The organism is Rhodococcus sp. UFZ-B548, from assembly GCF_903819475.1.
Lineage (GTDB): Bacteria > Actinomycetota > Actinomycetes > Mycobacteriales > Mycobacteriaceae > Rhodococcus_F > Rhodococcus_F erythropolis.
Window position 1 is genome coordinate 22,360 of record NZ_CAIJDS010000055.1, and the last position, 23,349, is coordinate 45,708.

A 23,349-nucleotide genomic window follows, 5' to 3' on the forward strand; every position below is an offset into this window, starting at 1 on the left:
TTTGCTCATGGCTCGAGTGCTCGGTCGATCCTCCATCCCTCCGCGCCACTGCGCTCGGCCCACAGACCCGAGTACTTTCCACCTCGCGCGATCAGGTCTTCGTGGGAACCGACCTCCTCCACCCCTCCGGCTTCGAGGTAGACGATGCGATCTGCTCCCTGAATAGTCGACAGGCGATGAGCGATGATCACCACCGTTCGACCACGGGCCAATCGGTGAATTGCCTCGGTGATGGCGACTTCGTTCTCTCCGTCGAGGGCGGAAGTCGCTTCATCGAGAAGAACAATCGGAGTGTCCTTGAGGAATGCCCGCGCAATCGAGACCCGCTGACGTTCACCGCCGGACAGCAGTGATCCGCCTTCACCTACCCTGGTCTCCTCACCGCTCGGCAAACGGTCGATCACTTCGCCTAGCCTGGAATCCACCACTGCTTGACGGACCTCCGAGTCGGTGGCATCCGGTCTCGCCAACCGAACGTTCTCCAGGATGGTTCCGTCGAACAGGTAAACCTGCTGTGAGACAGTCGATATCCGAGACATCAATGCTCTCGTTCCGATGTCGCGAACATCGGCTCCCCCGATGGATACCGCACCTTCGTCGACGTCCCAGAATCTGGAGATCAGCCGAACCAGAGTTGTCTTTCCGGAACCGGAAGGACCGACCAGAGCAGTGACCGAGCAGTCCGGGAATTCGAGGCTCACGTTACGAATCACGCGATCCGGGCCGTAGCCGAAGGAGACCGAATCGAACCGAATATCATACGAGGTAAGCTCTTTCGGCACCTCAGGCTCCGCCAGCACCGGTACATCGATCATCTCTCGGACAGATCCGAGCGACACCCGGGCCAGTGAGATACCTTCACCGAATCCTGCGAGCATTTGCATCGGCTCCACGAACCTCACGGCCAACACGAGAACAACGATCACGCTTGCTGTGTCGATGGACCCGGTGGTGACCAGCAGTGCCGCCAGAACCAGGACGGTGAGAAAGGCAACCTGAACGACGATCATGAAGCGCAGCAGATACTTGTCGACCGATCCGATTTCCTGCAGGTGTGCGTCCCGGTTGGACACAAGAGCTTCGTCCAACCGAGTCCAGCCTTCGCCACTCTTACCGGCCGAACGTAGAACTTGCTGCGCCTGTGCATATTCGACGACGCGCGATGCCAACTCGGATTCGCTCTTGCCGATCGCCTCGTATTCGGGAACAACCGCCCGTTGCACGTTGCGGTAAGCCCGAATCCCCAGTGGAACGAAGACGACCATCGCGAGAGACAGTCGCCAGTCCACAAACAAGACAGCGATCGCCACTGTCGCTGGAGTCACCGTGACGGTGACGAGTTGCGCGATGATCATTCCCGGGATGCTCATCAAGATAGCCGTGCCCTCGGTGACCAGGCGAGTGAACGCTCCACGGTTTGCCTTGCTGAACCACCCGAGCGGAACCTGCACCAAGTGCTCACCGAGGCGATGCATGATTCCACCGGCAAAACCCTCGATTCCGATGCGGTACGCCCGATTCTCGGCGATCCACCGTACGGCGCCACAGGCCACCGCCACGAGAGCAGCCGTGACAACCCACGGCACTGCGGCGTCGTAATCGCCGCGAACCACCGCTTTCAGGATCGGAATCATCAGTGCAAAGACGACACCCTCGAGTATCCCGGCGAGCGTGAAACCTGCTATCTGACCTCGCATCCCATTGTCGCGCCCGAGGATTTCGTCCAGGTCTCGAATCATTGCGGCGCCTTTCGCGGAGAGATGTCTTCGACGAGGGGGTTCCGGAGCGCCCACATCCGCGCGTAGGTTCCGCCGAGCGCCGACAACTGTTCGTGCGTACCCTTTTCCATGATCCGTCCGGCGTCGAGAACGAGTATCTGATCTGCGTATCGGACGGTGTGCAGTCGATGAGCGATCACCATCAGGGTGCCGCCGTCTGCACTGATCTCGCCCAGTGCGCGTTGAACGGCCGATTCACTGTGGGGATCGGCCTGCGAAGTCGCCTCGTCCAGGATGACGATCGGCGGGTTCTGAAGGATGGCGCGGGCGATGGTCAGGCGCTGCTTCTCCCCACCCGACAACTCACTGCCCGAACCACCACCGATCTCGGTGTCATACCCGTCCGGCAGTCGCATGATCACGTCGTGAATCTGCGCCCGCCTCGCCGCTGTCTCCACTTCCAGATCCGTTGCATCCGGTCGACCGAGCCGAATATTCTCGCGCACGCTGTCCCGCAGGAGCACAACATCTTGGAAGACGATGGCCATCGATCTCAAGACTTCACGACTGGACTGATCTCGTAAATCGCTTCCGCCCAGTCGAATAGACCCGTCCGTCACGTCCCAGAACCGCGGAAGTAGACGCGCCAAAGTGGTCTTTCCGGAGCCGGAGGGGCCAACGATCGCGGTCACGGTGCCCGGTTGCATCTCGAAGGAGATGTTCTCGAGGACGCGCTGCCCAGTGGTGTATTCGAAGCCGACGCTGTCGAATTCGACCAAAGTGCTGCGAGCAGGCACTGCATCCTGAGGTTCGGCCAGCTCTGGTTCGCCGAGGATGCTCTCGACGTGAGTCGCTCCCAGTTGGCCTTCGCGGTAGAGGTTGGCCATCGTTCCCATGTGCAGAACCGACGACGGAACACCGATTCCGACGACCAGAAAGGCAACAAGAGCTACCGGGGTAATCCAACCCCCGGAGAACATTGCAGTTCCCGTCGCCGTGATGACCACGATGAGTACCGCCGGTGAGAGGAGGATCGACATAGCGACCACCGGCCTTCCCATCCCCGACATCCATCGCACGCACACCGCAACCATCGAATCGACAGCGCTCGAGTAGCGCGCGAATGCGCGACTCCCACTCCCGTACGTCTTGACAACCTCGATACCGTCGCCCAGTTCTACTGTCGCAGAGGTCAATGTCGACATTGCAAGATTCCAGGAGTCGACGTTCGTTCGATAGGCTCTGCGCATCGACGGCGCGGCAAGAGCGAGACACACTCCGATGTAGCCGACCAGGACCAGGCTGAACTTCCAGTCCATCGCCACCAGATAGATCAGGGCCACTATCGGCGACAGGATCGCGGGCACCACGTCGGCGGGAAGGTGAGCGACGAGAAGATGCATCCGCTTCACATCGTCGGTCATCGCCTGCTTCACTTCACCGGTGCCACCATTTGCAAACCACCCCAGAGGAACTCGGGACAGATGCCGAGCGATACGCGAGCGGATCGAGTATTTGAAATGCGCGTCGGCGGTGTGGCACACGGTCAGCGCTGCGTTGTAGACGACAAAACCGAGAATTGTGCCCGCTGCACCGATTGCGGCCCACAGCCAGACCAGGTTCAACGACGAGTCGGTCAGGAGCACCCGCGCGATCTCGACCACCGAAACGTAGGGCAGGAATCGTAGCGGCACCGACAGCGCCGACAAACCCGCACCCAGGAGCAGGCGATTTCTCACGGGAGCGATCATGCGGCCCAAAGCGTCTCGGTCGACCAGACCAGGCGAGCCTTCGAAGGCCACAGTCTCCTTCACTGTCATCGAGTTACTCACTCTTCGACGATGATCGTGCCGGTCATGTTCGGATGTGGTGTGCACGTGTAGGTGAACGTTCCGGCTTTGTCGAAGGTCTGACTGTAGGTTCCGCTTCCTTGGAGATCGCTCTTGATCCCCAACTCGGCGAACACGACATCGTGCGGCATTCCCTGGTCCTCGAAAATCCACGTGACCGTCTGTCCTGTGTGCACAGTGACGGAGTTCGGAGAGTACGCAAGGTTCTTCACCGAGATCTCGACCGGCGCTTGCTCGGTGGAACCCCGTGATTCACCTCCGCACGACGTCAGCGTGAACACCGCTGCAACAGCGATCAATGTGGTCAACCCGGTGCGAACTGACATTCTGCTCTCCTCATCGAACGTAGTGGAGGTCGGCAGTCATCCCGGCCTCGAAGTGGTACGCGTTGTGACAGTGGAACATCCACCGTCCTGGATTGTCGGCGTCGAAGTCGATCGCCAATTGTGCACGCGGAAGCACGATCACGGTGTCTCGGCGAAGCCCGCCGTACGAGGGAACCGAGAAGGTGTGCCCGTGGGTGTGCATCGGATGCCACATATCGGTGTTGTTGTTCATGACGATTCGTATTCGCTCGCCCTGCTTCATGATCAACCGACCCACATCGGTGCCCGCCATTCCCCAGACGTATCGATCCCCGGCCTGGATGAGATCAACCGAATACTCACGATCCGGTACCCGCTGTTCCCACGCGCCCGACGGCCGAAGCGTCGGTTCCAGAACGAGTCGGCCGCCGGACCCTGACAGCACTGCAGGAGAAGTCAGGTCGACGCTCGCAACCGAATCCGGTGTCCGAAGCAAGCACGCGGCGCCACCTGGCTTCCCTTCCACCTTCGCGGCGATAGGCCACGAACCGGACTGCACCGTCACCAATACGTCGTATCGCTGCGCGGGTGCGATCAGAATCTCGTCTCCGGCTGTGTAGGCGATGTCCTGCCCGTCAGCACTGACAACGGTCAACTCGTGCCCGGCGACCGAGAAACGGTACGGAGTCTCCGCCCCGGCACTGATCACCCGCAATCGAAGCCGTGTTCCGGCCGCTGCACTGACGACGAAGGGATCTTCCACAGGCCGTCCGTTGATCAGGTGCAGTGGATACGTGATGTGCGTTGCCATTCCACCGAGCGCCTCGGAATTACCGTGACCGCTGGCGAGAAATTCTGCGGCAGAATCAATCTCTGCATCATCGACTTCCGGTGGAGCTCCGCCGTGCCCATGGTGTCCTCCCTGCACGTCCGGTGACAATGCGCGAAGCACTGCATCCGGGGTTGTTCCCAGCCCGTCGAGCCAGTCGTCGATCACGATGACGACGTCCTCGTCGGCTCCGGTCCGGTCGTTCGGGTCCTCGACCACGAGTGCACCGAATAGCCCTCGATCGGCCTGCAATCCTGAATGGGAGTGGTACCAATATGTTCCGTGATCCGGGGCCACGAAGTCGTAGGTGAACTCTGCACCTGGTCGGATTCGTTCCTGGGTGACCGGTGGGACACCGTCCATGTCGTTGCGGATCGCAATGCCGTGCCAGTGCACCGAGGTCTCCGCCGGAAGGTCGTTCTGCAACCGAACGTTGAGCCGGTCTCCCTTGGAGATTCGAATCTCCGGACCCACCGCTTCTGCACCGTACGACCATGTGTCCACCCCTCTGGCGCCCAGACTCACCAGAGCGGGTGCAGCTGTCAGATTCCGTTGGACTGTGTGCCCGCTACGAAATCTCGCCTGTTCGGCAGCACGTACTTCGTCGTCGAACGGTGAAATCTCAGAACTGGTTTCGTTCGCCGAGCCACGGCTGCACGCACTCAGTGCCACAGAACCCAAAGCCACAGAACCCACAGCCGCAGAGCCGAGAGTCACCGCTCCCCATCGCAGAGCCAGGCGCCGACTCAACGCACTCGAACTCATGCCGTCAGCGCCGTGAATTCCTGATAGCGCGTCGCGGCAACAGCTTCGGTTCCGGCGCCGGTCAGATTGCCGGCAGCCATGGCATCCATGTCCTCGATCATCCAGAAAGTGGCGAAGGGATGAGTGGCGAGCCACATGTCTCCGTTGACCTTGGCCACTCGGTTCTCCTGCACCGCTGAAAGACTCGAGAACCCGGGAACACCGGCAACCTTGCCGAACTCGTACACGCCCTCGTCGAACACGGCTACGATCCGAGCATCCTGCGCCGGGATCGCCTCGTCGGACAGGGGCGCATACGGCAGTCCTCCAGCGGCATTCGCTCGCTGGGATTCCGGACGCCCGAAGCCGCTCTCCGCCAACAGCAACGATGGCGGCGCCTGCTCGGTGGTGGTGGCAAGGATTCCAGAACTGCTCATCAACACCGACACGGTGTTCGCTTCACCACCGGACCGAGCAGAGACGTCAGCGATCTTGCCTTCCAAAGCGACAGTCAACTTGTCGGCAACCGACCGACGATCAAAAGCGCGTCCGAAGAAGGCAAGATTCTCACGCCACGGAGTTGTGACGGCCGGGACCGGCACTGTTGGGACGGTCGACGCGAGGGAGTCGTAGTAGCTCCGATCGCCCATCGACGTGAAGATGACCAGTCCAGGATCCTGGGCGAGGACCTGCTCGATCGGGGGTGCACCGAGCGGCGGCACCGTGACCACCTCGGTACCCGCTGACGCCAAGATGTCCTGGCCGATCTCCGATCCCCACGACGTGAAGACCACGTCAGGGGTGATGCCGACGGCAAGGAGACCGAGTGCGGCGTATTCGTCGAGGGAAACAATTCGCCCGAGGTCGCCTGGAACCGACGTCTCACCGAATTCGTGGGACACAACACGCGTTCCCTCGGCAGGTTCCGTCGTCGGTCCCGCCTCACTCGAGCTACAGGCGGCCGCAGTCAGGGCAACGACACTGACCAGCAGCGAAGCTCCCAGCCTCGATAGGTAACCGGGTCGCGTTTTCAACTTCATAATGTCCTTCAGCTTCGAAAAATCGGGGGTTCGATACAAATCGGAGCACTGCTCGGATTTGGCAAGTAAACCTCACCTAAGTTCATCCGTCAATCGGTTGCGTCGACTACGCGACCCGATCCGACGCCGCTAAGCTCGGTCGGACCATGACTGCGCCATCACCTGACAAGAAGTCCGCCGCGAAATCACAGCGCCGCCGGAGTTACAACACCGGGATCACTGCGGACGCCGTGCTGACCGTGGCGCTCGGGCTCAGTCGCGAGCACGGAGTCGAGGGCTGGTCGCTGCGGCAGCTGCTCAGCGAACTCGATACGTCGTTCTCCGTCGTCTATCGACTCGTCGGAGATCGGGACGCACTCTCGGCTGCGGTGGTCGACAGTGCGGTGTCGGCCGTGAACGTGCCATCCGCACAAGAAGATTGGCGTCAATGGCTGACGCATCTGCTCTTGCAGATGCGAGAGGCCTTGATCGAGTGTCCAGGCGCGGCACAGTGGCTGCTGATGAACGGAGTTGCCACCCAGCGCAGCCGGGAACTCATGGAGGCCGGATTGGCTTCACTGACCGCCGCCGGGTTCGGGGAAGAAGCCGCTCAGGCCTACACCGTCGCCTTCACTTCGACAACCACACTGATTGCCATGAACGACGCCAGGCGCATTCCCAGCGGACAGCCTTCACCCGATCACAGCGCGATGCTGGAACGCCTGAGCAACGACGGACCCTCAGATCCCCGTTCATCGATGGAGACACTGATCGGGAAATTTGCCGGTCCACCGGATGCTGCGGAAGCAACACGGGCAGAACACTATCGCTACACACTCGACCGTGTCCTCGACGGTCTAGAGGTGCGGCTGGACGCAATCAAAGAGTCACAGAAATGACCGCGGGGTCGCTGTCGCACTTGTGCGACAGCGACCCCGCGGATGATCTGGATTCTCGGTATGCCTAGCGGAACAGGTTCGCGACGAACGGAATCGTGTCGGCCTGCGATTCGACCAAAGCGCCGCTGTGATCGGTGTTGTAGGTCTTGAACGTGACCGGTTCACCGTTGGCGACCAACGCTGCAACCAGCGAAAGTGCAGACGGCGCAGGGACATCCACGTCAAGCAGGCCCTGGCCGATAAAGATAGGGCGGTCGTATCCACTGGTCGGTACACCCATGTAATCGTTCAGCAGACCCTGGAAGTTCGGGATCTGACTGAGCGGGCGGGAGAAGATGTCACCGAGGACCAGATCCTTGGATGCCTCGTCCAGGTCTGCGGCGCAGAGCTTTTCGGCCGAGTCGACCTTTTCCCTTCCCAAGTCGTTCAGGTAGGAATTCAAGTCGATCTCGGGGTGCGCTTCCCGCAAGCCCGCGAGGATGTAGAGCGCGTACGACGTCAACCCGCCGCCGAGGGCGATGGGAGGGAAGCCCGGACCGGCAGGCAGGAGGGTCAACTCGATGTTGGCCGGCACTCCGGTACCCACGCCACCGCGGTAGTCGAGCGAATCCCCTCCGTACTCGGTTGCGTAGCGGGCCGTCGTGATGGCCGCACCGCCGCCCTGCGACTGTCCGACCACTGCCCAACGATTCGAGATGGAGGAGTCGATGACCCGGGCCGCCTTGACCGAGTCGACTACGCTGTGCGCCTCCACCTTTCCGTCGAGGTACGGCATCAGCCCTGGTGTACCCAGACCGACGTAGTCGGTGGCGACGACGGCGTAGCCCTCCGAGAGCCAGCGCCCCAGGTACGGGTAGTCACGTTCGGGCAGGCCGGGACCGACCAGCGAAGGGGCACAGAAATCGTCGAGTCCGGTGGTGCCGTGCGCCCAGGCGATGACGGGCCAACCACCTTCCGGTGCCGGGCCGGCCGGGACGTAGTACGCGCCACTGCTCAGCGCGGGCCCGCCGTTGGAACCGATGGTCCAGTACGTGAATCGCTTGGCGTCGGCGGTACCCGGAATCCACAGATCCTTCGGTAGCGGCTCACTCGACACCACAGTGCCGGTGGCTTGCGACGCGCTCGGCGCCTGCGCGGACGCGATGGGCGCAGCAACGGCGGAGCCGATCGTTGCAGCACAGAGGGCTGCGATGGATATGCGGGCAAACGACTTCGACTGGAATTTCACGTCTGACGACTCCGGTTCGTGCGGTGGGCGACCTCGTTGGACGTTATCGTAGATTTTGTTTAACCGATCGGTCAAGCAAAATCTTGCAGCTTTGCGACACGTACATGTCGAGATCCCGGCCCCGACTCCGACCCAGTATCGAACCGGCACGAAGAAACAGTAGGAGGATGTGTCCATGGCACACGTACAGCGTTTCGACCACATCGGCATCACCGTCGCGGACCTCGAATCAGCGACGGCGTTCTTCGTCGTTCTGGGTCTCGAGGTGGAGGGCACCGGATCCGTGGAGGGCGAGTTCGTGGAAACCGTCTGCGGTATCCCTGGAGCAAAGTGTGAAATCGCCATGCTGCGCCCTCCGGGCGAAGGGTCACGGCTCGAGCTCTCGTCCTTCGTCAGGCCCGACCACGTACCCGGATCGCCTGCTCCGATGGCCAACGAGATCGGTCTGCGCAACGTGTCTTTCGAGGTGGGCGATCTCCAGGCGGCGGTCGACGCGGTGGCTGCGGATGGTTACGGGCTCATCGGCGGGATCGGCGAGTACGAGAACAGCGTGCGCATGGCCTACGTGCGTGGGCCGGAAGGGATCATCGTGTCCCTGTTCGAGCAGATCGCCTGAAGCGTCACGGCAATCGGACCGTCAGATCGCCTTCCACGAGCTGACCAGAGCGCCCATCGCGGCCGCGAATTCGGCAAACGCCGCGTCGATTCTGACGCGATCACCGGTCGTCACGAGATCGAGCGTCAACCCCCGAATCTGCGCCAACACGATCGTCGCGTAGCGATCAGCGCGATCGGGCGGACATCCATGCGCGAGCGCCGCTTCCGTCAAACCACCCAACCAGTCCCCCACCACATGATCGAGAAACTCGCGATACCGCTCCGGATGCAACAACGCCTGTCCGTAGATCTCGAACATCAACCGAAAGCTCGGCAACGATTCCGCTGATGTGCGCCCATTCCAGTAACTCGTCAACATCTCGACGATGTCGGTCCCGGAAGAGATGTCGAGAGAAGAGCTGTCTCGCAGGGTTGCGACTACTTCAGTGAGTAGTTGTTCCTTCGAACCGAAATGGTGGATGAGTGTCGCATGGCTGATCCCCAGGTCCTTGGCCAACGGCCGCATGGACAGTTCACCGACGCCGTTCGCCGTGACATACGCGGTTACCTGCTCGAGCAATTCGGCACGGCGATGCTGGTAACGCAGTTTCCGGCCGTCGATCGGCGTGCTGTCCTCCACCTGCAGGAGCCTACGCAGTACCGGAAACACAGCAGTACCGGTTACACGGTGACGTGGTGGCGATCCGATCGACTGATCGTGACAGCAGCGACGACGATACCGATCACCACGCCGATGAGAGTGTCCGCGACGCGAGCCACTGCCGCTTCGGTCCCGATCGGGGCACTGAAACCGATGAGAAGCAGTGCCATCGGAGTGACGGCGAGTGACGTCAGCGCATAGTTCTTGATGACGAGCAGCTCCGCAGCAGTCTGCAGAATCACGATCACGGCAACGGCTTGCCAGTAGCCGAGTGTCAATGCGATGAGCCCAGCGGCCACGACGGCGCCACCGACATTTCCCACCAACCGCTGAATCCCGCGCTGGACGGTCTGCTTGTAGTTCAGTCCCTGCATCGCGGCGATGGCACCCATCGACGCCCACAGCGGATGCTCCAACCCGGCTCCTGCCGCGAGCCAACCGGCCAGAGCCGAGGCCGCCACGATGCGGAGAGCATTCATCCGCACCGGGCGCGAATACAGTCGGCGCAATCCTTCGAGAAAATAGCCCTCGGGTGCGGCAAGCGTGGGCGCCGGCGCGAGGTCGTGTTCGATCATGCTGGAGCGCTTGAGCTTCCGAAGTTCCTTCTCGTGCTGAGCAATACTCCGGATCAAAGTCGCGTCGCCGTGCAACTGCCATTGCTGTACTGCCGCTTCTGCTTCGTCGAGCACTGCCACCAGTTCGCGTCCGTGATCGACGGTCGACTTGATCCGACCGCTCGACGCAATGACCAAGCGGGCGTTGGCAATCGATCCGAGCGCCGGTTCCACTGCGTCTGTGCCGGACTGTTCGAGACGCCCCACCGCGGAGACTGCACGAGCAACTGCCAGACGGGCAGGCCCCATCGGCAGTACGAGCGCTGGGAGCATCGCGGCCACCCAACCGACCACAACTCCGAGCGCACCGGCAGTCACCAGCCTCGCCAGATCATCGACACTGGAGGCATATCCGGCTGCACCGGTCGCCGCGAAGACGAGGATGACGGGCCCTGGTCCGGTGATCCGGAAGCCCGACATGAAGCAGTACGACGCACCGGCCAGCAACGACAGGATGCCGATCTGCAACCACATCGGAACGCCCACAACACCCATTGCGCTGCCGAAAGCGATGGAAGCCACCAATGCGGCACCGACCATCGCCAGCTTGCCCGCCAACCGGGGATACGGCTCGTACCTACCGAACGCGGCGCACAGCGCGCCCAAGGCCGCGAAGCCGGCCAACTCCCGATGCCCGAGCAGTCCGCCGACCACGAGGACTACGGCGGTGGCGAGCCCGACCCTGATCGCGGGGGCGATGGTCGCGTCGGCGGATCCGACGCGAAAAGCCGCTCGCCACGTCGCCCCGGAGACCGTATGTGCAATGGCCTCACTCGAATGAGTGAGACGGCTGGGCGTCCTGGCTGCGGTTTCGGTTCGGGTCACCGACTCAGCATACATTTATTTCACCAGTAAATTACTTGTGAAGTAATGTGAATTCTGTCGCTAAGATGGGGCCATGGGTGCGACTGACAGATCCGAAGACGACTTCATCGACAAAGTCCGTCGCGAATGGAAGCGCGCCTACCCGGAGTTCGACACCGCTCCCGTCGAAGTGATGGGCCGGATCGCCCGCATCAACGCGCAGTCTCTTCACCAGCTCGATCGCGCCCTGGCGTCCAGCGGGGTCTCTCGCGCCGAATTCGACGTGATGAGCGCACTCGCTCGCAGTGACCGTCCCCTGCGAGCGAGCGAAGTCACCGCCGTCACGATGGTCAGCGGCGCCGCCACCACAAAACACGCAGACCGTCTGGCCAAGCTGGGTTTTGTCGAGCGTCAGCGTTTCGAACACGACGGACGGGTGGTTCTGCTTCAACTCACCGATGCCGGTCGCGCATTGGTCGAGGCAGAGTTTCCCCGACGCGTCGAGCGAGACCGTCAAGTACTGACCGGACTCGACGAGGACGAACGCGCCCAGTTGACGGCACTGCTCAAACGAATCTCACGCAACATCGACTCTGGAATCTGGGACTGACCTACTTCGGCAGCGGTACGTTCTGCAATCGCACCTGACCGCGAGCCACCTCTTTGCCCGATTCCGGATCGGTGATGACCACCGACCACAACTGCTGAACGCGTCCCTGCTGAATCGGCACAGCCACGACGTCCACGCGCCCACCCGTACGCGCCCGCAGGAAATCCGTTCCGTTGTGGACGCCGACGGCGAATTCGCCACGATCCGCCACTGCAGTGCTGGCTCCGATGCTCGCGGCCGACTCGACGGCGGTCGTGTAGACACCTCCGTGGACGACACCCCACGGCGTGTGATGCGCCTCGGACAGATCGATGTGCCCGACGACCTTCGTGCCGGACACCTCGTCCAGTTGCAATCCGGCAGCGCTGACAAATCCGCTTGCTGCCTCGAGATTCAATTCCGTCATGACGACCCCTCATCTGCTCCGTTGAATTTCTCGACCTACCTTCCGCCCTCGAATACATACCGTCAAGTGCTAAGTTGGAATTCCCAACTAACTTCTCCAACTAACGGGGGCCCAGAGATGACGGCGACAAAAGGACGCAACTGCTCCATCGCCAACGCCTTGGAGGTCGTCGGCGAGAAGTGGTCACTGTTGGTGCTCCGAGAAATCGTCCTCGGGCAACGACGGTTCGACGAGATTGCCGCGGGCACGGGTGCGAGCCGCGACATCCTCGCCGCGCGTCTGCGCACCCTCGTCGAGGCCGACGTCCTCACGAGGCGTCGCTACGAAGACCATCCACCGCGCTACGAATACGTCGCCACCGAATCAGGGAAGGCGCTCTACCCGATCCTGATGGCACTCATGGAATGGGGAGATACCTTTGCGACGACGGGTCCGCCGCCTACCGTCGTCGAGCATCGTTGCGGTGAGATCCTGCACGCCCAAGTTGTGTGCGCACACTGCAAAGAACCGCTGGCCGCCAGAGATGCGCACGTAGTCGAACTCTCGCCACCTGCTCGATAGCGTCAGCGTCCGGGCGGAAACCCGCCTGTTGCGATCGGACCCCAGGAGTCGACGGTGACGCGGATCAGGCTCTTACCCTGCTTGCGCATGGCTTCGCGGTACTCGTCCCAGTCGGGATGATCACCGGCGATGGATCGGTAGTAGTCGACCAACGGTTCCACCGAGTCCGGGAGGTCGATCAACTCCGCGGTTCCGTTCACCTGGACGTACGGACCGTTCCACTCGTCGGAGTGGATGCACAGAGACACCGCCGGGGTGCGGCGAACGTTCGCGGCCTTGGCCCGTTCCGGGTACGTGGAGATGACGATCCGGCCCTCGTCGTCGACTCCGCACGTCACCGGCGAGATCTGCAACTCGCCGGATTTCTTCACCGTGACGAACGTGGCCCGATGGCGCGGCCTGATGAACTCGAGGAGTTCGGCAAACGAAACACGATCTGCGCTGGCGATCTTGGACATGACCTCAGCCTAATTCGATTTACGAGCTGACGCTCAGGGCATCTCGATGGTCTGAGCACGTGCGATTTCGTCGATTGCGCGAATGACGTACGCGCTCTGAGCTTTCTTCACTCCGGTCGACAAACTCCCGATGACCAGAACCGCCGAACGCAGGTACGCGCCGTGCCCGATGCGGAACGAATCGTCCTCCAGATCCGAAATCCCGAGCGCCCCGGTGTAGACCGCAGCGAGCGCCTGCACGTCCAGATCCGGCAGCCACACGATTGTGGACTTGGCGCAAACAGTGAGCGCATCCTGCACGTCCTCGCTGGACAAGCCGTCCGGATGCGTGTCCTCGAGCAATTCGCGCACGATCGCCGCGTGAACCGAGCTGACCTGCTCGAACGAGAGCCCGCGCAGTTCCTCGACAGCCACGAGCAGTCCGTCACGATTTGCCGCCCGCACCGCGGCGAGTGCGTCGGCCGTGGCATCGGCGATGTCACGGGCGACCTTCGGCCAATGCGTCGGCCAGCTCTGTTCTGGCGTCCGCTGTTCCGGCGTCCGCTGTTCCGGCGTCCGCTGTTCTGGCGTCCGCTGTTCTGGCGTCATCGTGGTATCTCCTCGGTCCTCGCGTTCATGCGGAAGCCTTCCACATCCCACCGACAGGCCAGGCGATCCGTCAGCGCAGCCGCTCCAACAAGGACATTGCGTTGTGCGGCGCAAAGCCTTTCATGTCGTTGTCGAAGTAGACGTACACGTCGAGGCCTTCGTCCATCCAATCCCGAAAGCGCTTGGACCACTTGTCCAGAGCTTCGTCGGTGTACCCACTCGCATACAGTTCCTTGTCCCCGTGCATCCGCACGTAGACAAAATCGGTAGTCGGAGTGGTGATGCGGGGATATCTGCCGGCGGTGTCTGCGACGACAAAACCGATGGAGTGCTCGCGCATCAGGTCCACGGCTTCGTCGGTCTCGAAGCTGGCGTGCCGCGCTTCCACCGCGTAGCGAATCGGCACATCCCTCTCGGTCTGGGCGAACACTCGGTCTTCGGTGAGCTTGTCGTCGTGCTGTGCTGCCAGATCGGCTGCAGCCTGGGTGGTGCGGGGAAGACCGTCGAAGAAGTCGGTCAACCGCTGCGGTTCGAACTGCAGCGTCGGAGGTAGTTGCCACAGGATCGGTCCGAGCTTGGGACCGAGGGCGAGTGTTCCGGCGGCGAAAAAGTTGGCGAGTCCGTCACGGGCGTCGAGCAGTCGTTTCATGTGCGTGATGTACCGGCCGCCCTTGATCGCGAACACAAAATCTTCGGGAGTTTCACTGCGCCATTTGGTGTAGCTTTCCGGCTTCTGCAGGGCATAGAACGAGCCGTTGATCTCGATCGACGTCAATCTCTCTGCGGCATAAGATAATTCTTTGCGGTGAGCAAGACCTTTCGGATAGAAATCTCCGCGCCACGCGGGATACGTCCACCCGGAGATACCTACCCGAATATCTGCCATCGATTCAGACTAAGCGGCACTCGAGCGTTTTGACACTCCGTGTTTCAAACTCCGGCACTGAGCGCGACGGATACCGGTACGACGGTCAGGCACACCACCGCGCCGACGAACAACGCGATCACGAGGCGACGGTCCCACTTTCCGCGTGCACCACTGGCAGCCAGCATGAAGATCACAAAACCCACACACACGGACACGATAGTCACGATCACCGGAGTTCCAACCATGCCGTGATTGTCCCCTACCCATTGCCACCGAGCGCCCTACGGGTACACGATCGAAGTACCCATCCCGAGCAAGGAGTGGAAATGCCGAAATACCTCTGGCAAGTGACGTACTCACCCTCCGGCGCCGCCGGTCTACAGCAGGAGGGAGGCACTGCGCGGCGCGACGCGATAACGCGAATGGTCGAAAGCATCGGTGGCACAGTCGAATCCTGCCACTTCGCGCTGGGCGGTCACGACATGTTCGTCATCGGCAACCTGCCGGACGACGTCGCGGCAGCCGCATTGAGCATTCGCACGGCTGCGGCAGGTGCAGCACGCTCGGAGTCGATCACGCTGCTCACGCCGGAGCAGATCGACGAGGCAGTCAAGCGACCGACCGACTACCGCGCGCCGGGCAAATGACGACGGAAGGAATAGATCCCGGCAGCAGCCGAGTTGCACCCGCTGTGACGGAGACTACGAAAACACCTGACCTGGGCACCTACGGAATCTGGCGAGGAGCGGCTGGTTTGCCGCCCGAACTGGGAACAGCGATCGAGAAACTCGGTTTCGGCACCATCTGGATCGGCGGCTCACCACGCGCCGATCTACGGATCGCCGAGAAACTTCTCGACGCGACCGAGCACATCACCGTGGCGACCGGAATCGTCAACATCTGGTCCTCACCTGCAGCTGAGGTAGCGGAGTCCTATCACCGACTCGAAGCCGCGCATCCGGGGCGATTCCTGCTCGGTGTAGGCGTCGGACATCCGGAGGCGACCGGCGACTACACCAAGCCGTACGCCTCGCTCGTGTCGTACCTCGACGAACTCGACGAGGCCCAGGTCCCGGAATCGCGGCGCGTCCTCGCCGCACTGGGACCGAAGGTGTTGAAACTGTCCGCAGATCGCGCTGCCGGCGCGCATCCGTACCTGACCATCCCCGAACACACCGCCGAAGCTCGTGAAATCCTCGGCCCTTCGAAGATTCTTGCCCCTGAGCACAAGGTTGTTCTGGAAACCGATCCGGAGAAGGCCAGAGCAATCGGTCGCCCCGCCGTCGCCAACCCGTATCTGTATCTGCGCAACTACACGAGCAATCTCGAGCGCCTCGGTTTTGCGCCCGAAGAGTTGGCGAACGAAGGAAACGATCGCGTCATCGACGCTCTGGTTGCGCGCGGTACCGCGAAGTCCATCGCGGATCGACTTCGGGAGCATGTCGCGGCAGGTGCCGATCACGTTGCGATCCAAGCACTTCCCGCCGAGGGTGATCCGCTCGCGACCTACGAAGCACTCGCAGCCGAACTCTTCGGCTGATCAGACAACCCTTGACTTGGATAAGTTGTGTCCGAGTATACTTGGACATAACTTATCCGAGTAAAGGAGAAAATCATGAAGATCGTCATTTTCGGAAGCGGACTGATCGGAAGCCAGGTCGCCGCCGAGCTCGCTGACGCCGGGCACGACGTGAAGGCGCTCGGTCGGGCAGACGGGATCGACATCACCACCGGCGCAGGAATCGCCGAAGCAGTCGATGGTGCCGACGTCGTCGTGGATCTGACCAATTCTCCGTCGTGGTCGGACGAAGACGTCTTGGCCTTCTTCCGTGACGGAACCAGCCATATCCTCGCCGCAGAAGAGAAGGCGGGCGTCGGTCACCACGTCATCCTGTCCATCGTCGGCGCCGATCGACTGCCCGATTCCGGGTACATGCGAGCCAAAATCGCCCAGGAAGACCTGGTCAAAGCCGGCCCGACCCCATACACGATCGTCCGATCGACCCAGTTCTTCGAGTTCGTCGCCGGAATCGCCGACGCCGGAACCACCGACGGCACGGTCCATGCAACACAGGCACATCTGCAGCCCATCGCATCACGGGACGTCGTTTCTCACGTCGCCGAGGTAGTGACCGGTGCGCCGCGTAACGGCACGGTCGAGATCGCCGGGCCCGAACCACTGGGCATCGACGAACTGGTCCGGCGCCTGTTCGTCGTCACCGGCGACAAGCGCTCGGTGATTTCCGATCCCGAGGCCGGGTACTTCGGCGCGAAACTCGACAACTCGGCACTCACCCCGACACCCGGCGCCGACGCATGGATTGCGCCGACAACGTACGACGCGTGGCTTGCCGAGAAGGCCTGACGTCGACCACTCGAGCGACGTCCGACCCCCATCACGTTCCACCACGTCGATAGAGTTCAACCATGAAGCTTTCCGGAGGCGTGGAGTGGTCACTCCACTGCTGTGTGGTTCTCAGCCAGGCCGAGGCGCCGGTACCCACAGCCAGACTCGCCGAACTTCACGGGGTGTCGAAGACATACCTGGCGAAGCATCTGCGAGCGCTCGCGCACGCCGGTCTGGTCAATCCGACCGAGGGCCGAGACGGTGGGTACGTCCTCACCCGGGCTCCCGAGAAAATCACCGTTCTCGACGTCGTCCAGGCCGTTGACGGCACCGAACCTGCGTTCCGGTGCACGGAGATTCGACAGCAAGGAATCCTCGCCGCTCCACCGGAGCAGTGCCGTTCCGCCTGCGGAATTGCCAAAGTCATGGCCGACGCCGAAAAAGCCTGGCGCGCATCGCTGTCGGGAGTCACGATTGCAGATCTTGCTGCAACCCTGGATCTTCCGGCACTCAGAAAGATCCTGACCACACCGATCGCACCTTAGAGCGGCCCACACCTCACGAGGCATCAATCCATCGTTCAACTATCGGGTACCTTGTTCGGGGATCAAATCTTGACGAAGAATCTTCCGGGAATTTTCGCAAGATCTCGGAGGGGGTTTCATGGGAGTCAGTGGCGCTGCGGGGTTGGGGCAGAACATTCGTCAAACAACTGGACTGTTGCGTCGCTGGTGGTCTCTTGCCTACGACGGTGAATGGTTCCCTCGGTTTCTGGCTGCTCGATCGATGTTGGGGACAGCCAGAGTGGTCGTCACCTTTTGGTGCGCCGTGTTCGTGGCACTCGCCGTACTGGCTCAATTCGTGAAGGGTGGCGCAACCGACCTCCCTGAACGGCTCGCGGCGGGCGCAGCATGCATGATCGCGCTCTACTGCATGATTCGCTGGTCACTCGGACGGTCCTGGCCGAGCCACCACCAATCCGTTCGTTTCATTTCGCTCACCAATATCTGCTTGTCCTTGATACTTCTCGCCGGAATCCATTCGAGCTTCCTGGCGTTGACCGGCGCCGTTCTGTTCGTGGTCGTCGCGAACTATTCGTCGGTATTCCACAGCCCTCGAATAGTCACGGCACAGATCGTCGGCGCGCTGTTCGTCGTTGCCCTACTGACAATTCGCGCTGTAACCGATCCGGATACCGATTCTTCGCTGTCGGTGTCCACTGGATTCGTCATCGGGTGTGTTATCGCGTCCGCCGCGATGACCGTGCATTTCCTCGTCTTGTACCTGACCGACGATGCACGACACTCTTGGCGCGATCCACTCACCGCTGCTCTGAACCGACGTGGGCTGCACAACGTCTGGCAACAGCTGTTCGGTGTCGGCGAACTCCAAGGACACGTTGTCCTCGCGGTGGTGATCGATGTCGATTCGTTCAAGAGCGTGAACGACAAACTGGGTCACGCAGAAGGTGATCGGATGCTGGTGGCAGTCGGTCGGCGTCTGAACTCAGCGGTCGGAGAGGTCGGGCTGGTTGCCCGGACAGGCGGCGACGAGTTCGTGATTCTCATGCCCGTGGAGCCACGTCGCATCGAACAAACCGTGGTGGACATTCACAATTCGATATCGCGGCCCGCCGGTCGGCAGTCGATTTCCGTGAGCGTCGGAGCCAGCGTGTGGCTGTCCTCGACAATCCCGGACGCTTCAGGAACCATCGATCGGATACTTGCCGACGCCGACAACGCGATGTATCGAGCCAAGCGACGGGGTGGAGACCAGGTGGCCTGGGCGGTAACGCATCTGAGCTGATCGACAGGTCTACTTGCCGACCGAACTCAGAGCGCCGCTTCGCTGTCGTTCGCCGGATCCAACTGATCCTGGGTTGCCGCCCAACTCGCCAAGAGTTTGAGTGCGTCAGCCGTGGGCGTCCCCGGCGCCGCGGTGTAGACCAGCAGCGTCAGCCCGGGATTGGACGGCAGTTCCATCGCCTCGAAGTTCAGCTCCAGGTCGCCGACGACGGGGTGACGAACCTTCTTGAATCCCGTCCGATGAAAGCGCACATTGTGCTTCGCCCACCGGGTGCGGAATACCTCACTGCGAGTGGCAAGTTCACCGATGAGCTCGGTCAGCGCCTTGTCATGGGGATTGCGTCCCGCTTCCGAGCGGAGCATCGCGGCGATGTCGTCTGCCGCGCGTTCCCAATCTACGAAGAAGTCCTGCGACGCCGGGTCCAGGTACACGAAGCGGGCGTTGTTCGCCGGCCTACGCGGATCAGCCAAGACTGGCGAATACAACGCGCGCGCCATGCGATTGGCCGCCAGCATGTCGTGCCTGGCATTGCGTACCCACGCCGGCGCGTCGGTGATGGCGTCGAGTATCTGCTGAATCGCCGGGCTCACGCCCTTGGGGGCGGGCCGCTTTCTACTCGGTGCGCCTGCACTGGCGGCCTTCGCGAGGTCGTACAAATGGGCAGTTTCGGCTTCGTCGAGTTGCAGTGCTCGGGAAAGACTTTCGAGCACCGAGTCCGACGCTCCCGCCAAATTTCCGCGTTCCATGCGCACGTAGTAGTCGATGCTCACACCGGCGAGCAGAGCGACTTCCTCACGGCGCAACCCCTTGACGCGACGGTTTCCGCCGTAAGCCGGGAGCCCTGCCTGCTCGGGTGTGATGCGAGCACGACGGGAGCTGAGGAATTCGCGGATCTCGGCTCGGTTGTCCATGCAGTTCACGTTACTCGAGCGGCGAAGACCGAGGGAGGTACTGCCGTTACCTGGAACAACAGACACTCCCGCGCCCGCGAGGCGCCGCGTTGACTGATTGCAGTCGACCGGTTCACGCAGAAACGTCGACTTCCAAGCACGCGACACCAGAAGCAAGAGGGGACACCATGCGAGCAACCATCATGTACGGCGCCGGAGACGTTCGGGTCGAGACCGTGCCCGATCCGGTACTGCAGCAGCCGACGGACGTGATCGTGCGGGTCGTCAGGGCCTGCGTTTGCGGCTCTGACCTGCACCCTTACCACAACATGCCGGCAACACCCGGTGGTTCCCCGATGGGCCACGAATTTGTCGGAGTGGTCGAAGAGACCGGTCGCGAGGTGTCCACGTTGAAGAAGGGCGACTTCGTCATCGCCCCATTCGCCTGGTCAGACGGGACCTGCGACTTCTGCCGCGAAGGCTTGCAGACGTCCTGCCGACACGGCGGCTTCTGGGCCGGAAACGGGATCGGAGGCGGGCAGGCGGAGGCCATCCGAGTGCCGTTGGCAGACGGCACCCTGGTCAAGGCGCCGGTCGGTGAGGATTCCGAACTCCTGCCGTCACTGCTCACGCTCTCCGACGTCTTCGGCACCGGCTATCACGCGGCGGTCAAGGGTGGCGTCAACCAACGCACGACGGTCACGGTCATCGGCGATGGAGCCGTGGGGCTGATGGCAGTGCTCTCCGCCAAACGCCTCGGCGCCGAGCGCATCATCCTCATGGGGCGCCACAAGACCCGCACGGATCTCGGTCTCGAGTTCGGAGCCACCGATGTAGTTGCCGAACGTGGGGACGAGGGCATCGAGAAAGTCCGCGAACTGACCGGAGGCGACGGCACTCATGTCGTCCTCGAAGCGGTAGGTCACATGCCTGCCTACGAGCAGTCACTCGGAGTTGTCCGACCGGGCGGCGTCATCAGCCGAGTCGGAGTACCCCAATACGAAGAAGCCCCAATCGGATTCGGGACGCTCTTCGGACCCAACATCACGCTCACCGGTGGACCGGCTCCGGTGCGCGCGTACATTGAAGAGCTGATGCCGGATGTGCTCGACGGAAAGATCGAGCCGGGCAAGGTCTTCGACCACACCGTCGGGCTCGACGACGTAGCGGAAGGCTATCGAGCCATGGACTCCCGTGAATCGTTGAAGGTCCTCGTCCGCCCGTAATCCATCACTTGCGAACGTCCACCACTTGCGAAGAAGAAGCGCGTGACCCACACTGCCAACCGTCCCGTTGCCGGTCGCATCAATTCCACCGCGATCCTGGCGATCATTCTGATCAGCTATTTCATGATCCTGCTCGACAATTCGATCATCTTCACCGGGCTACCCAGCATCCAAAGCAGCTTGGGTTACTCGGCAACCGGGTTGTCCTGGGTCCAGGACGCCTACACCCTGGTGTTCGGCGGCCTTCTCCTGCTGGGCGCTCGTCTCGGGGATATCTTCGGCCGTCGTCGCGTATTCGTCTCCGGTCTAGCAATTTTCGCGATTGCGTCGTTTCTCGTCGGGGTCGCGCCGAACGGTTGGTGGCTCATCGCGGCGCGCGCTCTCCAAGGCGTCGGAGCCGCAGTGGTGGCCCCGGCGTCGCTGTCACTACTGACCGCCAGTTTCCCGCCCGGGCCGGAGCGAACGCGCGCTGTTGCCTGGTACGGCGCTGCGGCGGGAATAGGCGCCAGCCTCGGCCTCGTGATCGGCGGCGCCTTTGCCGACTGGGTGTCATGGCGCGCAGGCTTTTTCATCAACGTTCCGATCGGAATCGCGATGATCGCGCTCGCTCCCCGGTTCATTCCGGAAACCGAACCCAACTCCGGACGTTTCGATGTGGCGGGCGCTGTTCTCGCCACACTCGGCATGACCGCACTCGTCTTCGGCACCGTCGACTCGGCCGAAGCGGGGTGGACCTCACCGATCACTGTTGCGACACTGGCGGCCGGGGCGATACTACTGACCTTGCTCTTCCTCAACGAAGCGAGAGCGGAGCAGCCGATCATGCCACTGCGGTTGTTCCGCAGCCGGGAGCGATCCGGGGCGTACGCCGCCCGAATGCTCTATCTGGGCGCCATGATCGGATTTTTCTACTTCACGACCTCAGCTACTCCAAGGCGTCATGGGCTTCAGCGCGTTCCAAGCTGGCATCGCCTTCTTCCCGATGACGATCGTCAATTTTGCTGTGGCGATGCTGATTCCGCGACTGACACCACGATTCGGAAATTCCGCAATTCTGTCGGTTGGCATTGCCGTCACCCTCGCCGGGATGGCGTGGCTCAGTCTGGTCCATCCCGGTAGCACGTATCTCACTGCGATAGCACTTCCGATGATATTGATCGGCGCCGGGCAGGGGTTGGCTTTCGCTCCGCTGACTTCTGCCGGTATCTCCGGGGTAGAGGCCGAGGATGCCGGTGCCGCATCAGGATTGGTCAACACTGCACACCAACTGGGCAGTGCTCTCGGACTCGGCATCCTCGTCGCAGTTTCCGCGGGCGCCGGAGCCTCTGCCGACGACGCTACAACGGCACTCACCGATCACGTATCAACGGCTCTCACCGCAGGCACCGCCCTGCTGGCCGCTTGTCTCGTCATCGTCCTCGCACTGATCGTCCCGGCTACGAGAACGCGAAGTACCACAAAGCAATTCGAACAGGAGAAAGGAAGCCGAGATGTCGCACTCGTGGACCGAGGCTGAACTGACCAAGATCGGTGGTGCCGAGGAATTGCAGATCTCCTCTAACCGCCGCGACGGCACCGCAAGGCCGTGCGTCACGATTTGGGTCGTCCGTGCCGACAATCAACTGTACGTGCGCTCGGCATACGGAACCGACAACCCGTGGTTCGTCCGAGCAACGGCAAGTGGAAGGGGCCGAATCCGCGCAGGAGGAATTGAGCGGGGCGTGGTGTTCGAGTCCGCCGCACCGGATGCGCACTCGGCGATCGACTCCGCCTACCACACCAAGTACGACCGCTACGGCCCGCAGATCGTCGGCTCCGTCACCGGCCGCGCCGCCGCACCCAACACCATTCGACTTGTTCCGCTGACGCAGAACTGAACCGCCCCTTTCGATTCCGAGGAGACCTCATGGAAATCTTGAAGCCCCAGCCCACCAGCAAAGCACCCAGCGACTGGTTCACCGGCGACGTCTGGTGGGACGTCATCTACGCCGGCCAGGAGCCGTCGAGGATGCGCGCCAACATGGTTCGCTTTGCACCTTGTGCGCGAACCGACTGGCATTCCCATGTCCTCGGGCAGACCCTCCACATCGTCTCCGGGACCGCGCTGGTTCAAGCTCGCGGCGGCGAGATCGTCGAAGTTCACCCGGGCGAGACCATCTATACCTCGGCAGGAGAGGAACACTGGCACGGCGCGGCACCCGACCGTTTCATGACCCACCTTGCGCTGTGGGAAGGACCCGGCGACGGAAGCACCGAAACGACATGGGGCGACAAAGTGACCGATGAGGAATACAACGGTCCCCGCGCCAACCATCGCTGAG

Annotated in this window: 27 protein-coding genes and 1 pseudogene; 14 read left to right on the forward strand and 14 right to left on the reverse strand. The window is 62.0% G+C overall.

The window, feature by feature from the left end; translation table 11 throughout:
- Positions 1-5 precede the first annotated feature (5 nt).
- From H7C86_RS30920 to H7C86_RS30940, 5 genes are read right to left on the reverse strand one after another with little or no spacing between them, the layout of a single operon-like run.
- Entirely contained in the window at positions 6-1,739 is a 1,734-nt protein-coding gene (locus tag H7C86_RS30920) for an ABC transporter ATP-binding protein (protein ID WP_182262908.1), read from the reverse strand.
- Positions 1,736-3,550 (reverse strand): ABC transporter ATP-binding protein, encoded by a 1,815-nt coding sequence (locus H7C86_RS30925; RefSeq protein ID WP_259349347.1) that lies wholly within the window; start codon positions 3,548-3,550, stop codon positions 1,736-1,738. The genes H7C86_RS30920 and H7C86_RS30925 overlap by 4 nt, the downstream gene beginning before the upstream one ends.
- A complete protein-coding gene (locus tag H7C86_RS30930; RefSeq protein ID WP_029256405.1) occupies positions 3,547-3,894 on the reverse strand; it encodes a plastocyanin/azurin family copper-binding protein in 348 nt (115 codons plus the stop codon). Before H7C86_RS30930 ends, H7C86_RS30925 begins: the two co-directional genes overlap by 4 nt.
- A gap of 10 nt (positions 3,895-3,904) precedes the next feature.
- Positions 3,905-5,467 (reverse strand): multicopper oxidase family protein, encoded by a 1,563-nt coding sequence (locus H7C86_RS30935; protein ID WP_182262909.1) that lies wholly within the window; start codon positions 5,465-5,467, stop codon positions 3,905-3,907.
- The gene (locus H7C86_RS30940) at positions 5,464-6,348 is read right to left on the reverse strand and encodes an ABC transporter substrate-binding protein (protein WP_259349348.1); all 885 of its coding nucleotides are present in this window, start codon (positions 6,346-6,348) and stop codon (positions 5,464-5,466) included. Before H7C86_RS30940 ends, H7C86_RS30935 begins: the two co-directional genes overlap by 4 nt.
- A gap of 284 nt (positions 6,349-6,632) precedes the next feature.
- On the opposite strand from H7C86_RS30940, the gene H7C86_RS30945 reads away from it, so the two are divergent.
- Positions 6,633-7,364 carry a TetR/AcrR family transcriptional regulator gene (locus H7C86_RS30945; RefSeq protein WP_182262911.1) on the forward strand — a complete coding sequence of 244 codons (732 nt, stop codon included), beginning with the start codon at positions 6,633-6,635 and terminating at the stop codon, positions 7,362-7,364.
- Positions 7,365-7,428: 64 nt separating this feature from the next.
- On the opposite strand, the gene H7C86_RS30950 is transcribed toward H7C86_RS30945, so the two are convergent.
- Positions 7,429-8,592, reverse strand: coding sequence for a S9 family peptidase (locus tag H7C86_RS30950; RefSeq protein ID WP_182262912.1), 1,164 nt, complete (start codon positions 8,590-8,592; stop codon positions 7,429-7,431).
- Positions 8,593-8,767: 175 nt separating this feature from the next.
- On the opposite strand from H7C86_RS30950, the gene H7C86_RS30955 reads away from it, so the two are divergent.
- The gene (locus tag H7C86_RS30955) at positions 8,768-9,208 is read left to right on the forward strand and encodes a VOC family protein (protein WP_020909353.1); all 441 of its coding nucleotides are present in this window, start codon (positions 8,768-8,770) and stop codon (positions 9,206-9,208) included.
- 21 nt (positions 9,209-9,229) lie between these two features.
- Here H7C86_RS30955 and H7C86_RS30960 read toward each other — a convergent pair whose 3' ends face one another.
- On the reverse strand, positions 9,230-9,829 hold the full coding sequence (locus H7C86_RS30960) for a TetR/AcrR family transcriptional regulator (protein WP_182262913.1): 600 nt from the start codon (positions 9,827-9,829) through the stop codon (positions 9,230-9,232).
- 41 nt (positions 9,830-9,870) lie between these two features.
- A complete protein-coding gene (locus H7C86_RS30965) occupies positions 9,871-11,304 on the reverse strand; it encodes an FUSC family protein (RefSeq protein WP_182262914.1) in 1,434 nt (477 codons plus the stop codon).
- Between the two features lie 58 nt (positions 11,305-11,362).
- On the opposite strand from H7C86_RS30965, the gene H7C86_RS30970 reads away from it, so the two are divergent.
- Positions 11,363-11,878 carry a MarR family winged helix-turn-helix transcriptional regulator gene (locus H7C86_RS30970; protein ID WP_019745590.1) on the forward strand — a complete coding sequence of 172 codons (516 nt, stop codon included), beginning with the start codon at positions 11,363-11,365 and terminating at the stop codon, positions 11,876-11,878.
- Position 11,879: 1 nt separating this feature from the next.
- Here H7C86_RS30970 and H7C86_RS30975 read toward each other — a convergent pair whose 3' ends face one another.
- Positions 11,880-12,284 carry a PaaI family thioesterase gene (locus H7C86_RS30975; RefSeq protein ID WP_019745591.1) on the reverse strand — a complete coding sequence of 135 codons (405 nt, stop codon included), beginning with the start codon at positions 12,282-12,284 and terminating at the stop codon, positions 11,880-11,882.
- A gap of 117 nt (positions 12,285-12,401) precedes the next feature.
- Between H7C86_RS30975 and H7C86_RS30980 the strand changes: the two genes are divergently transcribed.
- Positions 12,402-12,845 carry a helix-turn-helix domain-containing protein gene (locus H7C86_RS30980; protein WP_046379405.1) on the forward strand — a complete coding sequence of 148 codons (444 nt, stop codon included), beginning with the start codon at positions 12,402-12,404 and terminating at the stop codon, positions 12,843-12,845.
- A 2-nt stretch (positions 12,846-12,847) separates the two neighbouring features.
- Here H7C86_RS30980 and H7C86_RS30985 read toward each other — a convergent pair whose 3' ends face one another.
- The 4 genes from H7C86_RS30985 to H7C86_RS31000 all read right to left on the reverse strand — a co-directional run bounded on the left by H7C86_RS30985 (position 12,848) and on the right by H7C86_RS31000 (position 15,004).
- Complete coding sequence (locus tag H7C86_RS30985; RefSeq protein WP_007729721.1) at positions 12,848-13,303, reverse strand: PPOX class F420-dependent oxidoreductase; 456 nt, start codon at positions 13,301-13,303, stop codon at positions 12,848-12,850.
- A gap of 33 nt (positions 13,304-13,336) precedes the next feature.
- On the reverse strand, positions 13,337-13,891 hold the full coding sequence (locus tag H7C86_RS30990; RefSeq protein WP_182262915.1) for a hypothetical protein: 555 nt from the start codon (positions 13,889-13,891) through the stop codon (positions 13,337-13,339).
- A gap of 70 nt (positions 13,892-13,961) precedes the next feature.
- Positions 13,962-14,777, reverse strand: coding sequence for a DUF72 domain-containing protein (locus H7C86_RS30995; RefSeq protein ID WP_019745594.1), 816 nt, complete (start codon positions 14,775-14,777; stop codon positions 13,962-13,964).
- 44 nt (positions 14,778-14,821) lie between these two features.
- Complete coding sequence (locus H7C86_RS31000) at positions 14,822-15,004, reverse strand: hypothetical protein (RefSeq protein WP_007729726.1); 183 nt, start codon at positions 15,002-15,004, stop codon at positions 14,822-14,824.
- 81 nt (positions 15,005-15,085) lie between these two features.
- On the opposite strand from H7C86_RS31000, the gene H7C86_RS31005 reads away from it, so the two are divergent.
- The 5 genes from H7C86_RS31005 (at position 15,086) to H7C86_RS31025 (ending at position 18,912) form a co-directional block, all read left to right on the forward strand.
- Complete coding sequence (locus H7C86_RS31005; protein ID WP_007729728.1) at positions 15,086-15,406, forward strand: GYD domain-containing protein; 321 nt, start codon at positions 15,086-15,088, stop codon at positions 15,404-15,406.
- Positions 15,407-15,450: 44 nt separating this feature from the next.
- Positions 15,451-16,299 (forward strand): LLM class F420-dependent oxidoreductase, encoded by an 849-nt coding sequence (locus H7C86_RS31010; RefSeq protein WP_024487511.1) that lies wholly within the window; start codon positions 15,451-15,453, stop codon positions 16,297-16,299.
- A 75-nt stretch (positions 16,300-16,374) separates the two neighbouring features.
- Positions 16,375-17,124: an SDR family oxidoreductase gene (locus tag H7C86_RS31015; protein WP_029256415.1), complete on the forward strand. Its 750-nt coding sequence runs from the start codon at positions 16,375-16,377 to the stop codon at positions 17,122-17,124.
- 62 nt (positions 17,125-17,186) lie between these two features.
- On the forward strand, positions 17,187-17,651 hold the full coding sequence (locus H7C86_RS31020) for an Rrf2 family transcriptional regulator (protein ID WP_021331810.1): 465 nt from the start codon (positions 17,187-17,189) through the stop codon (positions 17,649-17,651).
- Positions 17,652-17,769: 118 nt separating this feature from the next.
- On the forward strand, positions 17,770-18,912 hold the full coding sequence (locus H7C86_RS31025; protein WP_182262916.1) for a diguanylate cyclase: 1,143 nt from the start codon (positions 17,770-17,772) through the stop codon (positions 18,910-18,912).
- A 26-nt stretch (positions 18,913-18,938) separates the two neighbouring features.
- Here the strand turns inward: H7C86_RS31025 and H7C86_RS31030 are convergent, their stop codons facing one another.
- Complete coding sequence (locus H7C86_RS31030) at positions 18,939-19,823, reverse strand: helix-turn-helix transcriptional regulator (RefSeq protein WP_007729733.1); 885 nt, start codon at positions 19,821-19,823, stop codon at positions 18,939-18,941.
- Between the two features lie 167 nt (positions 19,824-19,990).
- Between H7C86_RS31030 and H7C86_RS31035 the strand changes: the two genes are divergently transcribed.
- The 5 genes and pseudogenes from H7C86_RS31035 (at position 19,991) to H7C86_RS31050 (ending at position 23,348) form a co-directional block, all read left to right on the forward strand.
- The gene (locus H7C86_RS31035; RefSeq protein WP_020971006.1) at positions 19,991-21,028 is read left to right on the forward strand and encodes a zinc-dependent alcohol dehydrogenase family protein; all 1,038 of its coding nucleotides are present in this window, start codon (positions 19,991-19,993) and stop codon (positions 21,026-21,028) included.
- 123 nt (positions 21,029-21,151) lie between these two features.
- A pseudogene (locus tag H7C86_RS37540) lies at positions 21,152-21,883 on the forward strand (MFS transporter); the annotation flags it as partial.
- A gap of 85 nt (positions 21,884-21,968) precedes the next feature.
- Complete coding sequence (locus tag H7C86_RS37545; RefSeq protein WP_259349349.1) at positions 21,969-22,544, forward strand: MFS transporter; 576 nt, start codon at positions 21,969-21,971, stop codon at positions 22,542-22,544.
- On the forward strand, positions 22,519-22,905 hold the full coding sequence (locus tag H7C86_RS31045) for a DUF2255 family protein (protein ID WP_182262917.1): 387 nt from the start codon (positions 22,519-22,521) through the stop codon (positions 22,903-22,905). The genes H7C86_RS37545 and H7C86_RS31045 overlap by 26 nt, the downstream gene beginning before the upstream one ends.
- 29 nt (positions 22,906-22,934) lie before the next feature.
- Positions 22,935-23,348: a cupin domain-containing protein gene (locus H7C86_RS31050; protein ID WP_182262918.1), complete on the forward strand. Its 414-nt coding sequence runs from the start codon at positions 22,935-22,937 to the stop codon at positions 23,346-23,348.
- Position 23,349: the final 1 nt, after the last annotated feature.